The sequence below is a fragment of the Paenibacillus sp. SER-28 genome, assembly GCF_052906305.1.
This window is the reverse complement of the sequence record NZ_JBRECM010000007.1, coordinates 9,614-29,184: the sequence shown is the minus strand read 5'-3', so window position 1 is coordinate 29,184 and position 19,571 is coordinate 9,614. Positions and strand designations below refer to the sequence as shown.

Below are 19,571 nucleotides of genomic sequence, written 5' to 3'. Positions count from 1 at the left end.
ACGCCTCAATTTCAAGCTACAATGAAGATACCAAATATGGAAGTCTTTTATATTTTTCCGATAAGCCGGCCAATACTTGAAATAATGTATCATTGCCAGCCGTTTCTTTCATGTTTGGTCAATCTTTTATGGAGGTGTAAAATGAAGAAGAAATCTTGGTTCACTTTAATGGTCACGGGTATTGTCTCTCTGTTTTTTTCGGTAAGCGTTTATGCAGGGAATGTTTTTTGGGAACCACTTAATGGTTTCAATTCTGGTGCATGGCAAAAGGCGGATGGATATTCCAATGGGAACATGTTTAATTGCACTTGGCGTGCCAATAATGTCAATTTTACGAACGATGGCAAAATGAAGCTTGGCTTAACAAGTTCTGCGTACAATAAATTTGACTGTGGAGAGTATCGATCGACGAACACTTACAGATACGGCTTATACGAGGTCAGCATGAAGCCTGCTAAAAATACTGGGATCGTATCTTCCTTCTTTACGTATACGGGACCTACTGATGGCACGCAATGGGATGAAATAGATATTGAATTTTTAGGCAAAGACACGACAAAAGTGCAATTCAACTATTATACAAACGGGGTCGGTGGTCACGAGAAGATTGTTGATCTGGGCTTTGATGCATCAAGAGGCTTCCACACCTATGCTTTCGATTGGCAGCCAGGGTACATTAAGTGGTATGTTGACGGGGTTTTAAAGCATACGGCAACTACAAACTTACCAAGCACGCCAGGCAAGATTATGATGAATTTATGGAATGGTACTGGCGTTGACGACTGGCTGGGTTCGTATAATGGAGTGAATCCGCTATACGCTGAATATGATTGGGTAAAATACACGAGCAATTAGCCCGTAGTACAAAAGCAGCCCTGTAGGGGCTGTCAGGCTGTCGAGAAACCCCCTGTTTTTTTGCAGGGGGTTTAAAACTGTCTTAGTGGTCTAAAAACTAGGGTCCTCAGATCGTTTTAAATCGATTTTTGTTTTAAAATATGCGTCTCCCCATATAAAAATAGAAGTGTCGAAAAGTCCTCTGGACTTTCTCGACACTCTGGCAGCCCTGTAGGGGCTGTTTTTTTTTGATGATGCATTGAGTCAGCCATGTTCGGCCATGAAGAAAACCACCGGAAATCTATTCAAATCTGGCGATCATCGATGCGCAGCTTGAATATAATCAGGGATTTAATAACTCCTCAGTTTACCCCATACGTTTGTAGGTGATTGGAATTCATCTGCTTCAATTACTTTAAAACACCAATACAGGAAAGGATTCATGTAACTATACTACGCACTGATTGAGCCAAAGCTGTAGCCTCTGAATTTAATAAAAAAGCCCGGTGTACAAAGGTACCAACTTTAATGTAACTAAACAATAGTTTGTCAGGTGATAAAAAAGTCGTGAACCAATTTTGTTGATTTTACTGCGTTGCCAGAGCACGTGATAAACACGAAAAATAAAAAGTGAAACCACCACAAATTACCATAAAAAGAAATTTGGAAACTTGTACTATTACGATAATATAATTTTCATAACCATTTCCTCAATATACTGAATGTCGCATATAACGTGCTTAAATGATCAATTTTCTTTTTCAAAGAATTATCTCTAATAATCTGTCCATCTTTAGTCCATTGTCCATATATTTGAACTAACCGCCCTGTAGTTCGTGAGAGTTCAAGAAGTACTGTGCCATTATATCTCTAGCTAGTTTATTAATTCTCTTTTTTTGTTCGAATGATAGCTTGATTTTACTTCATTCTTTAAATAGTGAACTTATGGAATGGTTTGATTCTTAGTATACCAAAGGTAAACTACGATTTCTGTTGTGTTTTGTCGATTTCCAATAAATTGAAATAGTTACTCAGCGGCACTTGACGTCAGATTCCTGTGGTGGATTTTTCCCTTTCATTTGGAAAAAAACACCCGGCAGGATGCGTACCGAGAGAAATACGGCATACACCCAAGCCGGGTAAGGGATTAGAAAATAATATCAATGGCCTCTAGCACATCTTGCTCCTGTTCGGATTGCCCGTTCAGGGAAATATCCTTCAACAGCACCGAAGGCTGTTCGCAAATTTGGGTGATGATCACGAGCAGGTCCTGAGCGAAATTGTCGATCAGATTGCGCGTAAACAACTTGGTGGCATATTCAAACTGCCCGTTCATTCCCTCATCCAGCAACGAAATGACCAAGGTAAGATCAAATTGGGAAACCGTATGAGTTTCCGGATAAGATTCGATCTTGATATCCCCGAAGCTTTGAACATTATCTTCCTTGGTTTCCAGAACAAACATGACATCGAATACAGGATTGCGGCTTTGATCTCGCGGCGCCTGCAGCTTTTTCACAAGCTCCTCGAACGGATAATCCTGGTGGTCGTAGGCCCCCAGCATCGTTTCTTTGACTTCGTTCAAGTAAGCGAGGAACATCTTCTCCCCGGACGGATAATGGCGAATCGCCAAAGTGTTGACAAACATTCCGATGAGCGGCTCCAGGTCGGCATGTGTGCGGCCCGAAACCGGTATGCCTACAATGAAGTCTTCTTGTCCTGAGTACTTGCTGAGCAGGATTGAATAGGCCGCCAATAACACCATATAAAGGGTGGCACCGTTCTCATCGGCGATGCGCTGCAAACTGTCGGTCATCTGCTTGTCGATGCTGAAAGGCAGCACATCTCCCTCAAAGCTGCGAGCGGCAGGTCTGACAAAGTCCGTAGGCAGTTCAAGCGTCGGCAGTTCGCCTTCCAGCACGTCCAGCCAGTAGGCTTCCTGACGTTTCAGCCGCTCTTTTACAGGTTCGGACTGCTGCCAAGCGGCGAATTCCTTGTATTGAATCCGAAGCGGTTCCATATTCTCGCCGTTATACAGGCGCAGCAGCTCTTCGACGAAGATGCCCATCGACATGCCATCCGTGACGATATGATGAATGTCCAGCATGAGCAGATGCCGTTCCGCTTCCCATTCGACTAAGCCCACACGCAGCAGCGGCGGCCGCTCCAAATCAAAGACGCGCACAAAGCCGTCTACGATGCTCTTCGTTTCACTTTCCGTCGCTTTCGTATACTCGACGGCAAACTTCAAGTCCGGATAAATCCGTTGTACCGGTTCGCCGTCGACCATTTCGAAGCCGGTTCGCAAAATTTCGTGACGAGCTATCAATCCTTTGAGCGCCGCCTCGAATTGATTCCGTTCCAAGCGCCCGACGAGAACCGTCATGCCGGACATGTTGTAGCTAAGCTCGGCGCTTTCCATCTGCTGCTGGATGTACAGCCGTTTTTGCACGGAGGAAAGCGGATAGTAATCCCTCTTATCCAGAACCGGAATGGAGAGGTGTTCCTGCCGCTCCAATTGGCTGATCGCTTCGGCCATCGCTTCGATGGTCGAGTGCCGGAACACATCGCGCAGCGGCAGGTTCACGCTCAGCTCCTTGTGCACCTTGCTGACCAGCGTCGTCGCCCGCAGGGAATGCCCGCCGAGGTCGAAGAAGTTGTCCGTCACGCCAATCGTGATCGGTCCGAGCACGTCCTGCCAGATGGCGACCAGTTTCGCCTCCAGTTCGGTGCGCGGCGCCACGTATTCGCGGCCTGCGCTTGCTCCCCCTTCCGGCGCCGGCAGCGCCTTCCGGTCGATTTTCCCGTTCGGCGTCAGAGGCAGGCGCTCCAGCTCGACGAAGTACGACGGGATCATGTAACCCGGCAGCTCCCTGGAGATCGCCCGTTTCAGGTCTGCCGCCGTCAGTTCGCCATCCGTTGTGTAGTACGCGCACATCGCTTTCTGCCCGTTCGCGTCACTTCGAACCAGCACCACCGCTTCGCGCACGCCTTCCACCCGCAGCAGCTGCGACTCGATCTCGCCCGTCTCGATCCGGTACCCCCGGATTTTCGCCTGGTTGTCGATCCGGCCGATGAAGTCCACGTTCCCGTCCTCCATCCACCGCGCCAAGTCTCCCGTGCGGTACAGTCGCTCGCCCGCGGCGAACGGGCTGTCTACGAACTTCTCTTCCGTCAGCTCCGGACGGTTCAAGTACCCGCGCGCCACTCCGACTCCGCCGATGACCAGCTCGCCCAGCACCCCGACCGGCACCGGGTTCAGATGCGCATCCACGATGTAGAATTTCGCATTCAGCCACGCTTTGCCGATCGGCACATTGCCTGTCTGCGGCAGCTTCGCCAGCGGCTCGCCGTAGAAGCTTGAGTCGATCGCCGCTTCCGTCACACCGTATGCGTTGATGATCCGGAACAACGAGCCGAAGCGTTCCTGCAAGGTCCGGTAATCCGCCACGCTGCAGCTGTCCGAGCTCGTGATCAACAGCTCCAACCGGCTCATATCCAGTTGCTGCTCGTGCACATACTCCAGGAACGGCACGATCAGCGCCGGCGTCGATTCGAAGATGGTGACCCGCTCCCGCTCCATCCAGTGGTGCAGACGAGAAGGATCGATCCGGTCGTCCTTCGGCACAATCACCATCGTGCCTCCGTTGTACAGCGTCCGCGCGATATCTCCCACGAACACGTCGAACGAGAAGCTTGCGAGCTGCAGCAGCCGCACCGGGAACTCATCCAACTGGTATTCCCGCCGGTAGCCCGCCGCCGTGTTCACCAGGCTGCGGTGCTCGATCATCACGCCCTTCGGCTTGCCCGTCGTTCCCGACGTGTAGATCACGTACGCCAGGTCCTCCGGACGGGCTTCATGGAAGCTGTCGGCATTCGTCCGCTCCTCGCTGTACGAAGTTTCGTCGTCGAGGTACAGCACCGCCGCCAGCGCCAGCTCCTCTTCGCCGAGCCAGGCTTCGGCACGCTCTCGCAGCGGCGTTTGCGTCAGTAGCACCTTCGCTCCGCTGTCTTCGAGCATGAACCGCACGCGCTCCGCCGGGTAATCCGGGTCGAGCGGCACATACGCCCCGCCCGCTTTCCAGACGGCCAGCACGGCCACCAGCAAGTCCACCGAACGCTCGGCGAGAATGCCGACGATCGTCTCCCGGCCGATGCCGCTTGCGCGCAGCGTAGCCGCCAAGCGGTTCGCCCGCTCGTTCAGCTCCGCATACGTCAGCCGGTCATTCTCGTACACGACAGCTGCCGCTTCCGGCGTGCGTTCTGCCTGTTCCTCGAACAGCCGGTGGAACGCGGCCGCAGGAGCCGCTTCCGGCTGCGCCGGGTTAAACGCGCCGAGAATTTGCTCTTTTTCCGCCGGTGTCAAAATGCCCAGCTCGGCAATAGTCGCCGACGGGTTGCGGAGAATGGATTCAAGCAGCTGCAAGTAGTGAGCGGCCAATTTCTCCACCGTTTCGGTTTTATAAAGAGCAGTGGCGTATTCAAACAGATATTCCAAGCCTTCCTCGATCTCCGTGACGTCCAAGCTGAGATCGAATTTAGAAACAATTTCTTCGCTGGCATACGTCGACAAATGGAGTCCGGGAAGCTGGATTTCCAAATTCTCTGTATTCTGCAAAGCAAACATCGTATCGAACAGCGGATTGCGGCTTAAATCGCGAGCCACGTTCACCTTATCCACCAGTTCCTCAAACGGATAATTCTGATGTTCAAAAGCGCCCAGCGTCGTCTCCTTGATTTCCTTCAAGTAGTCAAGGAACGTCTTACCGGCAGCCGGATAACTGCGGATGGCCAGGGTATTGACGAACATCCCGATCAGCGGCTGAACGTCACTGTGATTTCTTCCCGCAATTGGCGTACCGACCACCACGTCTTCTTGCCCTGTATATTTATTCAATAATATTGTATAACCAGCAAGCAGAACCATGTAAAGCGTTGCGCCGTTCTCGGCTGCAAGCCGTTTCAGACCCTCGCTTTTCTCGCTATGCATAAACAATTGCAGCGTGCGGCCCTCGTAGCTCTGCATAGCCGGGCGCGGATAGTCCGTCGGCAATTCCAAAACCGGCAGCTCTCCGCGGAACATGTCGAGCCAGTAGGCTTCCTGCTTGGCAAGCTGAGCTTTCTGCTCGTTCGATTGCTGCCATACCGCATAATCTTTGTACTGAATGCGGAGCGGCTCCAACTGCTCCCCGCTGTACAAGCGGACGAACTCTTCGATCAGTACGTCAATCGAAACGCCGTCAGATACGATATGATGCGTATCGAACATTAGAATGTGCTGGTCCGGCGCCAGTTCGGCAAGGCCTACCCGCAGAAGTGGCGGCTTCGCTAGATCAAACGGACGAACGAATTGGCGCACCGTTTCTTCCGCCTGCTCCCCGCTGATCTGCACATATTCCACCTGGAAGGCGGCTTCTTCGTAAATCCGCTGAACCGCTTCGCCTTTTACCATCTCAAAGCCGGTACGCAGCGTTTCATGACGAGCTACGAGCCCGCGGAACGCTTCTTCAAACCGCTGCCGATCGAGCTCCCCTTCGAGCAGCATAGCTCCCGGTATGTTGTAGCTCAGCTCGGCTCCTTCCAGCTGGTTCAAGATATAGAGACGTTTCTGAGCGGAAGAGAGCGGATAATACTCGCTAGGTTCCGCAGCCGGAATAGCCGTGAACGAGCCGATCTCCAGCCGCTCCATAGCCGCGGCCATTTCCTCAACCGTCGAGTAGCGGAATACGTCGCGAAGCGGGAATTCAACGCCTAGCTCCTTATGCATTTTGCTGACAAGCGTCGTCGCCCGCAGGGAGTGTCCGCCGAGGTCGAAGAAGTTGTCCGTTACGCCTACCGCCTTCTCCCGAACAAGCACATCCTGCCAAATGGCGGCCAGCTTCGCCTCCAGTTCGGTGCGCGGCGCCACGTATTCGCGGCCTGCGCTTGCTCCCCCTTCCGGTGCCGGCAGCGCCTTCCGGTCGATCTTTCCGTTCGGCGTCAGAGGCAAGCGCTCCAGCTCCACGAAGTACGACGGGATCATGTAACCCGGCAGCTCGCTGGCAATCGCCCGCTTCAGGTCCGCCGCCGTCAAGCCTTCTTCCGCTGTATAATAAGCACACAAAGCTTTCTGACCTTCTTGATCTTCCCTGACGACGACGACCGCTTCCTTCACGCCACCTACACTCAGCAGCTTCGCTTCGATTTCGCCCGTCTCAATCCGGTACCCCCGGATTTTCACCTGGTTGTCGATCCGGCCGATGAAGTCAACGTTGCCGTCCTCCATCCACCGCGCCAAGTCTCCCGTGCGGTACAGCCGCTCGCCCGCGGCGAACGGGCTGTCTACGAACTTCTCTTCTGTCAGCTCCGGACGGTTCAAGTACCCGCGCGCTACCCCGACTCCGCCGATAACCAGCTCGCCCAGCACCCCGACCGGCACCGGGTTCAGATGCGCGTCCACGATGTAGAATTTCGCATTCAGCCACGCTTTGCCGATCGGCACATTACCTGTCTGCGGCAGCTTCATCAGCGGCTCGTCGTAGAAACTTGAGTCGATCGCCGCTTCCGTCACGCCGTATGCGTTGATGATCCGGAACAACGAGCCGAAGCGTTCCTGCAAGGTCCGGTAATCCGCCACGCTGCAGCTGTCCGAGCTCGTGATCAACAGCTCCAACCGGCTCATATCCAGTTGCTGCTCGTGCACGTACTCCAGGAACGGCACGATCAGCGCCGGCGTCGATTCGAAGATGGTGACCCGCTCCCGCTCCATCCAGTGGTGCAGACGAGATGGATCGATCCGGTCGTCCTTCGGCACAATCACCATCGTGCCTCCGTTGTACAGCGTCCGCGCGATATCTCCCACGAACACGTCAAACGAGAAGCTTGCGAGCTGCAGCAGCCGCACCGGGAACTGATCCAACCGGTATTGCCGCCGGTAGCCCGCCGCCGTGTTCACCAGGCTGCGGTGCTCGATCATCACGCCCTTCGGCTTGCCCGTCGTTCCCGACGTGTAGATCACGTACGCCAGGTCCTCTGGACGGGCTTCATGGAAGCTGTCGGTGCCAACATTCTGATGGCTCTCATCGCCGTCGTCCACAGCATCCGTCAGCTTGCCGGAGACAATGCCGGAGCCAATCGGCGCATTCGCCCGCTCCTCGCTGTACGACGCTTCGTCGTCCAGGTACAGCACCGCCGCCAGCGCCAGCTCCTCTTCGCCGAGCCAGGCTTCGGCACGCTCTCGCAGCGGCGTTTGCGTCAGCAGTACCTTCGCTCCGCTGTCTTCGAGCATGAATCGCACGCGCTCCGCCGGGTAATCCGGGTCGAGCGGCACATACGCCCCGCCCGCTTTCCAGACGGCCAGCACGGCCACCAGCAAGTCCACCGAACGCTCGGCGAGAATGCCGACGATCGTCTCCTGGCCGATGCCGCTTGCACGCAGCGTGGCCGCCAAGCGGTTCGCCCGCTCGTTCAGCTCCGCATACGTCAGCCGGTCGTTCTCGTACACGACGGCCTCCGCTTCCGGCGTGCGCTCCGCCTGTTCCTCGAACAGCCGGTGGAACGCGGCCGCAGGAGCCGCTTCCGGCTGCGCCGGGTTGAACGCGCCGAGAATTTGCTCTTTTTCCGCCGGTGTCAAAATGTCCAGCTCGGCAATAGTCGCCGACGGGTTGCGGAGAATGGATTCAAGCAGCTGCAAGTAGTGAGCGGCCAATTTCTCCACCGTTTCGGTTTTATAAAGAGCAGTGGCGTATTCAAACAGATATTCCAAGCCTTCCTCGATCTCCGTGACGTCCAAGCTGAGATCGAATTTAGAAACAATTTCTTCGCTGGCATACGTCGACAAATGGAGTCCGGGAAGCTGGATTTCCAAATTCTCTGTATTCTGCAAAGCAAACATCGTATCGAATAGCGGATTGCGGCTTAAATCGCGAGCCACGTTCACCTTATCCACCAGTTCCTCAAACGGATAATTCTGATGTTCAAAAGCGCCCAGCGTCGTCTCCTTGATTTCCTTCAAGTAGTCAAGGAACGTCTTACCGGCAGCCGGATAACTGCGGATGGCCAGGGTATTGACGAACATCCCCATCAGCGGCTGAACGTCGCTGTGATTTCTTCCCGCAATCGGCGTACCGACCACCACGTCTTCTTGCCCTGTATATTTATGCAATAATATTGTATAACCAGCAAGCAGAACCATGTAAAGTGTTGCGCCGTTCTCGGCTGCAAGCCGTTTCAGACCCTCGCTTTGCTCGCTATGCATAAACAATTGCAGCGTGCGGCCCTCGTAGCTCTGCATAGCCGGGCGCGGATAGTCCGTCGGCAATTCCAAAACCGGCAGCTCTCCGCGGAACATGTCGAGCCAGTAGGCTCCCTGCTTGGCAAGCTGAGCTTTCTGCTCGTCCGATTGCTGCCATACCGCATAATCTTTGTACTGAATGCGGAGCGGCTCCAACTGCTCCCCGCTGTACAAGCGGACGAACTCTTCGATCAGTACGTCAATCGAAACGCCGTCAGATACGATATGATGCGTATCGAACATTAGAATGTGCTGGTCCGGCGCCAGTTCGGCAAGGCCTACCCGCAGAAGTGGCGGCTTCGCTAGATCAAACGGACGAACGAATTGGCGCACCGTTTCTTCCGCCTGCTCCCCGCTGATCTGCACATATTCCACCTGGAAGGCGGCTTCTTCGTAAATCCGCTGAACCGCTTCGCCTTTTACCATCTCAAAGCCGGTACGCAGCGTTTCATGACGAGCTACGAGCCCGCGGAACGCTTCTTCAAACCGCTGCCGGTCGAGCTCCCCTTCGAGCAGCATAGCTCCCGGTATGTTATAGCTCAGCTCGGCTCCTTCCAGCTGGTTCAAGATATAGAGACGTTTCTGAGCGGAAGAGAGCGGATAATACTCGCTAGGTTCCGCAGCCGGAATAGCCGTGAACGAGCCGATCTCCAGCCGCTCCATAACCGCGGCCATTTCCTCAACCGTCGAGTAGCGGAATACGTCGCGAAGCGGGAATTCAACGCCTAGCTCCTTATGCATTTTGCTGACAAGCGTCGTCGCCCGCAGGGAGTGTCCGCCGAGGTCGAAGAAGTTGTCCGTTACGCCTACTGTCTTCTCCCGAACAAGCACATCCTGCCAAATGGCGGCCAGCTTCGCCTCCAGTTCGGTGCGCGGCGCCACGTATTCGCGGTCTCCGCCTTCCGGTGCCGGCAACGCCTTCCGGTCGATCTTTCCGTTCGGCGTCAGAGGCAGGCGCTCCAGCTCCACGAAGTACGACGGGATCATGTACCCCGGCAGCTCGCTGGCAATCGCCCGCTTCAGGTCCGCCGCCGTCAAGCCTTCTTCCGCTGTATAATAAGCGCACAAAGCTTTCTGACCTTCTTGATCTTCCCTGACGACGACGACCGCTTCCTTCACGCCACCTACACTCAGCAGCTTCGCTTCAATTTCACCAAGCTCGATCCGATAGCCGCGAATTTTCACCTGGTTGTCGATCCGGCCGATGAAGTCCACGTTGCCGTCCGGCATCCAGCGCGCCAGGTCGCCCGTCCGGTACAGCCGCTCCCCAGCGGCGAACGGGCTGTCTACGAATTTCTCCGCCGTCAAATCCGGGCGGTTCAAGTAACCGCGGGCCACACCCGCTCCGCCGATAACCAGCTCGCCCAACACCCCGATCGGCACCGGCTTCAGATTCGCATCCACGATGTAGAACTTGGCGTTCAGCCACGCTTTCCCGATCGGCACGCTGCCCGTCTTCGGCAGCTTCTCCAGCGGCTCGTCATAGAAGCTGGAGTCAATCGCCGCTTCCGTTACGCCGTAGCTGTTAATAATATGGAACTGCGAGCCGAAGCGCTCCTGCAAGGTGCGGTAATCCGCTACGCTGCACGCATCCGAGCTTGTGATCAGCAACTGCATCGAGCTGAGCTCCAGACTCTCGGCATGCACATGCTCCATGAACGGCACGATCAGCGCCGGAGTCGATTCGAATACCGTCACGGCGTAGTCGCGAATCCAGCCGTAGAGGCGGGTTGGATCAATCCGGTCGTCCTTCGGCACGATGACCATCGTGCCGCCGTTGTACAGCGTCCGCGCAATGTCGCCGACGAACACGTCGAACGAGAAGCTGGCGAGCTGCAGCAGCCGGATCGGGAACTGATCCAGGCGGTATTCCCGCCGGTAGCCCGCCGCCGTGTTCACCAGGCTGCGGTGCTCGATCATCACGCCCTTCGGCTTGCCCGTCGTACCGGAGGTGTAGATGACGTAAGCCAAATCGCGCGGCTTGTTCACATTCGCCGGATTCGATGCGAGATCCGCCGCTAGTACGTTCTTCTCGGCTTCTGCCGTGGCGGACGTTTCGGCAGAAGCCGTTTCCGCTTGCGCCAAAGCCTCCGCCTCTGCGCCTGCTTCGCCCAAAGCTTGTACGCCCACAGCCGCTCCGAGGCTGTACGTCGCGGCGTCGTCAAGCGCAAGCACCGTTTGCAGCACTAGAGCTCCGTCGCTGCGCCAAGCTTCCGCCTGCTCCAGCAGGCGGGTCTGTGTGAGCAGCACCGACGCCCCGCTGTCCGCGAGCATATACTCGATCCGCTCCGCCGGATAGTCCGGGTCGAGCGGCACATAAGCGCCGCCCGCTTTCCATACGGCGAGCACCCCGATCAACAGCTCCGCCGAACGGCCGGCCAGAATGCCGACCACCTGCTCCGGCTTCACCCCGCGCGCCCGCAGTGCATACGCCAGACGATTCGCTTTGGCGTTCAGCTCCGCATACGTCAGCTTGCTGTCTTCGTAGACAACCGCCAGCGCTCCCGGAGTGCGCTCCGCCTGCTCCTCGAACAGCTCGTGGAACGTTCTCTCTCCCCACGACTCATCCGCTTCCAAACCTGTACTCTCTGCGGCGGGTTGCTTCGCAAGAGCCGAAGACGACACGTCAAACCCGACCAGCAAATCATGCTTTTCGCTGTCCGTCAAGATATCCAAATCCGAAATCCGCGCACTCGGCTGAACCAGGATCGACGCCAATAGCTGCTCGTAATGACCCGCCAGCCGTACCATCGTTTCCTGTCTAAACAACGAGGTAGCGTACTCGATCTTGCAAACCAGCTCGTTATCGGCTTCCACGATATCAAGGCTAAGATCAAACTTTGCCGTCTTTTCCTCGATGTCGAACAGCGACCATTGCAAGCCTTCCATGGTTAAATCCAAGCTTTCGTGTTTTTGCAAAGAAAACATGGTGTCAAACAGAGGATTCCGGCTTAAATCCCGGCTCACCTGAAGAGCTTCCACCAGCTCCTCGAACGGATAGTCCTGGTGCTCGTAGGCTCCAAGCGTCGTTTCCTTCACTTCCTGCAAGTAATCCAGGAACGTCCGCTCCGCCGCCGGACCCAAGCGAAGGGCCAGCGTATTGACGAACATGCCGATAATCGGCTGCAGGTCGGCGTGAGAACGGGCAGCAATCGGAGTGCCGACCACTATATCTTCCTGTCCCGCGTATTTATGAAGCAATACGGAGTACGCAGCCAGCAGAAGCATGTACAGCGTCGCCCCCGAATCGCCGGCAAGCCGTTTGAGAGCTTCGCTTTTCTCCGCATCCAGCGTAAACGTGAGCGTTTGACCGTCAAACTGCTGGACGGCCGGGCGGGAGAAGTCGAGAGGCAGCTCAAGAACCGGAAGCTCGGAGCTGAATACCCCGCGCCAGTATTCCTCCTGCCGTTTGATGCGCTGGCGCTGCTCCTCGGATTGCTGCCAAACGGCGTAATCCTTATATTGAATCCGCAGCTCCGGCAATTCTTCCCCATTGTAAAGCCGCACGAATTCGCGCAGCAGCACGTCCATGGAAAGGCCGTCGGAACCAATATGATGAATATCCAGCGCGAGCAGGAATTTCTCTTTCTCCAGTTCGATCAGCAGGGCGCGCAGCAAAGGCGGCTGGGTCAGGTCAAAAGGCTGAATGAAGCCTTCAAGAATGGCCGCAACCTGATCTTCGCTTGCTTGAAGCTTCTCGACCTTGAAAGCTACGAGCGGATGAATACGCTGAACCGGCTCCCCATTCACGATTTCAAAACCGGTGCGCAGCATATCATGCCGGGCCACCAAAGTTGTCAGCGCCTTTTCCACTTTGGCCTCGTTCAAAGCCCCTTCCAACTGCAAGGCACTTGGGAGGTTGTAATTCAGCTCCGAGCCATCCAGCTGGTGCAGGACGTACAGCCTTTTTTGCGCGGAGGAAACCGGATAGTACGCTTTCTCTTCCGCTTTCGGAATCGAGCTGTGCCGCGTTTCTTCCAAGCTGGCAATAGCCCCGGCCATCGACTCTATCGTCGTATAGCGGAACACATCGCGCAGCGGAAGTTCGACGTTCATCTCCTTCTGAATCTTGCTGACAAGGTTCGTCGCCCGCAAGGAGTGGCCTCCGAGCTCGAAGAAATTGTCCAGGACTCCAATGCCGGAGTAGCCCAGCACTTCCTCCCAGATCTTCACAAGCTGGGACTCCGTCCGGTTACGCGGCGCTACGTATTCGACGCCCGTTTGCAAGCCGCCTTGCGGCTCCGGCAGCGCTTTGCGGTCCACTTTTCCGTTGGACGTCAGCGGGATGCGCTCCAGCTGCACGAAGTACGACGGGATCATGTACCCCGGCATTTCCTGGGCCAGCGAGGTTCTCATTTCGCTGACCGTCAGCGTCCGGTCCGCCACAAAGTAGGCGACAAGCGCCTTCTCGCCCCCGCCGTCCTGACGGGCGAGCACCACCGCTTCTTCCACGCCCTCGACGTTCAGTAGCTGCGTCTCGATTTCGTCCAGCTCGATCCGGTACCCGCGGATTTTCACCTGATGATCGATCCGGCCCAGGTATTCGATGTTGCCGTCCGGCAGCCAAGCCGCCAAGTCGCCCGAGCGGTACAGTTTCTCCCCCTCCGCAAACGGGGAATCGACGAACTTCTCCGCCGTCAGATCCGGACGGTTCAGGTATCCTCTCGCAAGGCCTTCCCCGGCCACGTACATTTCGCCCGCTACGCCGATCGGCACAGGGCGGCGGTTTTCATCAAGGACGTATACGCTCAGCGTCGGGATCGGCTTGCCGATATTGCTCTTCGCCGCCTCCATTTCGACCCACGTGATTTCCTTATACGTAACGTGAACCGTCGTCTCGGTAATGCCGTACATATTGATCAGCTTCGTCTCCGGATACTTCGTCTTGAAGCCCTTGAGCAGCAGCGGACTCAGCGCTTCGCCCCCGAAGATGACGTTGCGAATCCGCAGATCGTACGGATGGTCCGCCAAGACCTCACGCAGCAGCTGGTAGAAGTACGTTGGCGTCTGGTTCAAAATCGTGACCTGTTCGCGGCCCAGCAGCGCCAGGAAATCGGCCGGATTTTTCGCCGTGAGCGGCGGTACGATGACCAGCTTGCCTCCGTACAGCAGCGCTCCGTACATTTCCCAGACGGAGAAATCGAAGCAGAACGAGTGGAACAGCGTCCACGTGTCGGACGGCCCGAAGTCGAACAGGTTCTTGTCGTTGAACAGGAGCCGCACGACGTTCTTATGCTCGATCAGCGTTCCTTTCGGTCTGCCGGTCGTTCCCGACGTGTAGATGACATAAGCCAGGTTGACCGGCCCGGAAATCGGCTCCAGGTTCGAAGCGTCCAGCACATCGGCGGAGTCCGCCCCTCTGTCGCCCCAAACGAAATCGTCCAATTCGAGGCGCGTTCCTGCGAAGTCGGTCTTCTCGTGCAGATGCTTTTGAATCAGCAATAATGGCGCGCCCGAATCCTCGATCATGAAGCGGATGCGCTCCTCCGGGTAGTCGGGATCGACAGGCACGTATGCTCCGCCCGCTTTGAGAATCGCCAAAATGCCGACAACCATATCGAGCGAGCGTTCGGCCAGAATCGCTACCAGCTGATCCGCTTCTACTCCCGTCTCCCGCAGCTTCCGCGCAAGGCGATTGGATCGCTCGTTCAGCTCGCGATAGGTCAGCTGCCGCTCGTTCATGACGGCGGCCACGTTGTCCGGGTAAAGCTCCGCCTGCTCTTCGAACAAGCCGTGAATCGTCTGCTGCTGCGGGTAGTCCGCCTCCGAATCGTTGAAACCGCGCACCAGCTTGCGGATTTCCTCCTCCGTGAGCATTTCCAGCGAGGCAATATCCCCGTCCGGCCCTGCTGCGATGGTTTCGAGCAGCTTGTCATAATGTCTGGCGAACCGCTCCGCGGTCTCCTGTTTATACAAAGCCGTAGCGTACTCCAACCGGCATTCGAGCTGACCGTCCAGCTCCGAAATATCCAGGAGCAGCTCGAACTTGGATGTTTGGTTTTCCAGTGGATAAAACGATTGCTCCAGCCCCTCGATGACAATTTGCTCGTTCTCCGTATTTTGTAGGGAGAAGAACGTGTCAAAGAGCGGATTCCGGCCGGTCGCGCGCGGAATGTGAAGACTTTCTACCAAGTCTTCGAACAAATAATTTTGGTGTTCGAAAGCCCCGAGCGTGATGTCCTTGATTTCTTCCAGGTACGAAAGGTACGGCTTGGAACGCTCCGGACGGCTGCGAATGGCCAGCGTGTTGATAAACATCCCTACGATCGGCCGCACTTCTTCCTGCGTTCTTCCGGCAATCGGCGTGCCTACGATCAGATCTTCCTGACCCGAATATTTATGCATAAGGATGGTGTAAGCCGACAGCAGCACCATGTACAGGGTCGTCCCTGTCCGTGCCGCCAGCTCTTTCAGCTTCTCCGTCCGATCTTTCTCGATATAAAACTTCACGGTTCGGCCGTCAAAGCTTTGCACCGCAGGCCGCGGGAAGTCCGTCGGCAGCTCCAAGACCGGCAGCTCGCCCGACAGCTGTTCCAGCCAATACTCCTTCTGCGGCTGGAGCATCTGCCCGTAAGCTTCGGAATGCTGCCAAACGGCATAATCTTTGTATTGAATGCGCAGCGGGGCCAGCTCCTCGCCCCGATACAGGCGGCTGAACTCGTCGAAGAGCAGCGCTGTCGAAATGCCGTCCGAGACGATATGGTGCATATCGAACAGCAGAATGTGGCGATCCTCGGCGACTTCGATCAGGCCGATGCGGAGAAGTGGCGGCTTGGTCAGATCAAACGGGTGATAGTAAGCTTCCACCACTTGCTCCACTTCCCGCTCGCTCGCTTGGAAATAATCTACAGCAAACTCCACCTCGTCATAGATGCGCTGGACAAGCTCGCCTTGAACCTGCTCGATCCCGGTACGCAGCGTCTCATGGCGCTGAATCAGCGCCCGGAACGCGTGCTCGACGCGCGTGCGGTCCAGCTTGCCTTCGAGAAGAAGCGCCGCCGACATATTGTAGCTGCGCTCGGCCCCGTCAAGCTGGCGCAGGACGTACAGACGCTTTTGCTCGGATGAAACCGGATAGTACTCGGCCTCAGCCGCCTTTGTAATCTCATACGTCTCCTGCTGCCTTAAACCGCCGATTCTTTGGGCTAGCTGTTCGATCGTGGTGTAGCGGAAAACTTCCCGCAGCGAAACCTCGACTTGCAGTTCTTTCCTAATCTTGGAAACAAGCGTAGAGGCCCGCAAGGAATGACCACCCAAGTCAAAGAAATCGTCTTGGACTCCAACTCGCGCAATACCCAGCACCTGCTGCCAAATGAGAGCAAGTCTTGTTTCCAGCGTTGTGCGAGGAGCCACATACTCACGGCCTGCTTCTACCTCTCCGGTCGGTTCAGGCAGCGCTTTACGGTCAATTTTGCCGTTCGGCGTGAGCGGAAGCTTATCAAGAGACACCAGCCGGGCCGGGACCATATGGGCCGGCAGCTCTTGCTTCAATTGGGACAGCAGATCGCTCAGCTGCAAGGAAGCATCCGCCGCGACGTAGCCGCACAAATACTTTTGCCCCTGCTCATCCGTACGGTCGGTCACCACAGCCTGCTTGACGCCCCGGAAACGCAGCAGGGCCGTTTCAATTTCGCCGAGTTCGATCCGGAACCCGCGAATTTTCACTTGATAGTCGATCCGGCCGATGAAGTCGACGTTGCCGTCTTCCAGCCAGCGGGCCAAATCGCCTGTCCGGTACAGACGTTCGCCCGGCACAAACGGGCTGTCCGCAAACTTCTCGGCGGTTAGGTCCGGACGGTTCCAGTACCCGCGCGCCACCCCGGCGCCGCCGATGACAAGCTCGCCCGGAACCCCTACAGGAACCGGCTTTAACGCGGCATCGACAATGTAAAACCGGGCGTTCAGCCAAGCTTTGCCGATCGGCACATGCCCCGACGGCGGCAGCTTATCCAGCGGCTCACCGTAAAAGCTGCTGTCAATGGCCGCTTCGGTAACGCCATAGCTGTTGATGATGCGGAATTGTCCGCCGAATCTTTCCTGCAGCAATCGGTAATCGGTGACACTGCAAGCATCCGAGCTGGTAATCAGCAACTGCATGGAGCTAACGTCCAGCCCTTCTTCATAAATATGCTGCATGAACGGCAGGATGAGCGCAGGCGTCGATTCGAATACCGTAATGTTTTGGTCCCGAATCCAGCCGTATAAGAGGTTCGGATCAATCCGGTCATCCTTCGGCACAATCACCATCGTGCCTCCGTTATACAGCGTCCGCGCGATGTCTCCGACGAACACGTCAAACGAGAAGCTGGCCAGCTGCAGCAGCCGCACCGGAAACTGATCCAACCGGTACTCGCGACGGTACGCATCCGCCGTATTCACGAGACTACCGTGCTCGATCATGACGCCTTTCGGGCGTCCCGTCGTACCCGAGGTGTAAATCACATAAGCCAAGTCTTGTGGGGCGCTGCCGGCAGATTCAAATTCCACGGCTAAGGCATCCCCGTTATAGATCTGTTCATCGTCCATGGCATAGACAGCTTGAAGCTTCAGCTGGTCATCGGCCAACCAACCTCTGGCCCGCTCCAACAGATGACGCTGCGTAAGCAGCACCGATGCATCGCTATCGCTGAGCATGTACTCAATCCGCTCCGCCGGATAATCGGGGTCCAGCGGTACATAGGCTCCGCCGGCTTTCCAAACGGCGAGCACCCCGACCAGCAGTTCCACTGAACGCTCCGCCCAGATCCCCGTAATCGTCTCCCTTCCCACGCCCTGTTCGCGAAGGAGAGAAGCCAGCCGCTCGGCGCGTTCGTTCAATTCGCCGTAGGTCAGCTGTTTGTCCATGTAGACGACTGCCGGATGATCCGGAATTTCCCGGGCAAACTTTTCAACATACCGATGAAACGCTTCTCCCTCGCTCAGCCCTGCCATCGGCGGGTTAAAAACGTTGAGAATGCGGTGTCTCTCCTCATCGCTCAGCAGAGAAATCTCGCGTACCGGCAGTTCGGGAGTCTGAAGGAACTGGTCCAGAACGGTTACATACTGTTCCATAATCCGATCAATCTCGGCCGTCTCGAACAGGCCGGTACGATAGGAAGCATGGAGAATTACATGGCCTTCATTCAGCATATGGTCGAAGCGCAGCAGCAAATCGTCCATCTCGTGCCTAGCGAAGTGAGCCTCCAGGCGTACCTTGATTTCTTCGTACTCCACGATTTTCAAAGGCAAATATTCCAGAGACGTGCGGAACAGCCCCGAAAGATCGTTGCGGCCGTGTTGTTCGCGTAAATCCTGGATCAATTGGTTATAAGGGTATTTCTGATACCGCAGATCCGCCGTATTTTCCTTGGAAACCGTTTGGATCAAGGAAAGCACGTGCCCGTCTGGATTCAGACGAATCCGCGTAGCCACGGTGCTGACGAACATGCCGATCGTTTCTTTTTCCTTCTTGCTGGTGCGATTGGCGAAAACCGTGCCGACCGGAACATCGGTGCTGTCGGTCAGCTTGTACAATAAGGCATACATGGCGGACAGAAATAACGTATATAAGCTGACCTGATATTGTTCGCTGAAGGCCAGAATGCGTTCATACCGGGAACCGTCCAAAGTGATGGCCAGTTTATTGGATTCGCTGCCGATCGAGAATGGCGGATACGATTTAATGCCGGTCGTTTCAGGCAAAGTGTTGTACTTCGTCAGCCAGTATTCCTTGCCTTTTTGATAACGCTGCGATTGCTCATATTCACGCTCCGCGGAAATATAATCCAGATAGGTAGGGGCCTGGTAACTGCTGGAGATGCCTTTACGCAGTTCTAAGTATTTTTCCATCACCGCATGCAGCAAAGCATTGACGGACAAGCCGTCGGCGATAATATGATTTACCGTCAAATTGAGCCATACTTGGCCGTTCGCAAAATGGATAATCGTAAATTGGTAGAGGTGTTCGTCGAACACGCTGGCCGGTTTTTCGCTTACTTCTTTCACCCAAGCATAGAATTGTTCGGTTGTGCCTATTTCGAGGCGGCTTATCCTAGCTTGGACATTCTCCGGCTCTTCGAACCACTGCGTTGGATTTTGCAAATCCCCGCTAATGCGGATTCGGAAAACGTCATAGGTTTTGACGATCTCTGCCACCGCTTGCTCCAGAAGCTGTGTGTTGATCTCGCCCGTAATCTGGTAGGTCGCGGAAAGCATCGTGATGGACGTTCCCGGATTCATAATTTCCATGAACCATATTCGGCGCTGGGCTTGCGTTAATCCATATTGCTCGTTGGTATTCTCTCTCACATCGACACACTCCCGGTTTAGAGATTCTTTATAGATAGGCTTTGTACCTAGATGTCACTTAGTCACTCTTAGAAGAACCGCGCGGCCATTCCCGGAACGGCTCCTTCGGACTCTGTCCCCTTTTTCGTGTCTGCGTTTTCTGGTAACTACCGGTTATAAAGTCATACCTTGGATTACT

Annotated in this window: 2 protein-coding genes; one reads left to right on the top strand and one right to left on the bottom strand. The window is 55.5% G+C overall.

Annotated features, from left to right (window positions below; all coding sequences use genetic code 11):
• Window positions 1–141: 141 nt before the first annotated feature.
• Window positions 142–855, top strand: a complete 714-nt coding sequence (gene bglS, locus ACUYLD_RS16905) for a beta-glucanase (protein WP_414126420.1) — start codon at window positions 142–144, stop codon at window positions 853–855.
• Between the two features lie 1,126 nt (window positions 856–1,981).
• Here bglS and ACUYLD_RS16900 read toward each other — a convergent pair.
• Window positions 1,982–19,393: a non-ribosomal peptide synthase/polyketide synthase gene (locus ACUYLD_RS16900; RefSeq protein WP_446675570.1), complete on the bottom strand. Its 17,412-nt coding sequence runs from the start codon at window positions 19,391–19,393 to the stop codon at window positions 1,982–1,984.
• Window positions 19,394–19,571: the final 178 nt, after the last annotated feature.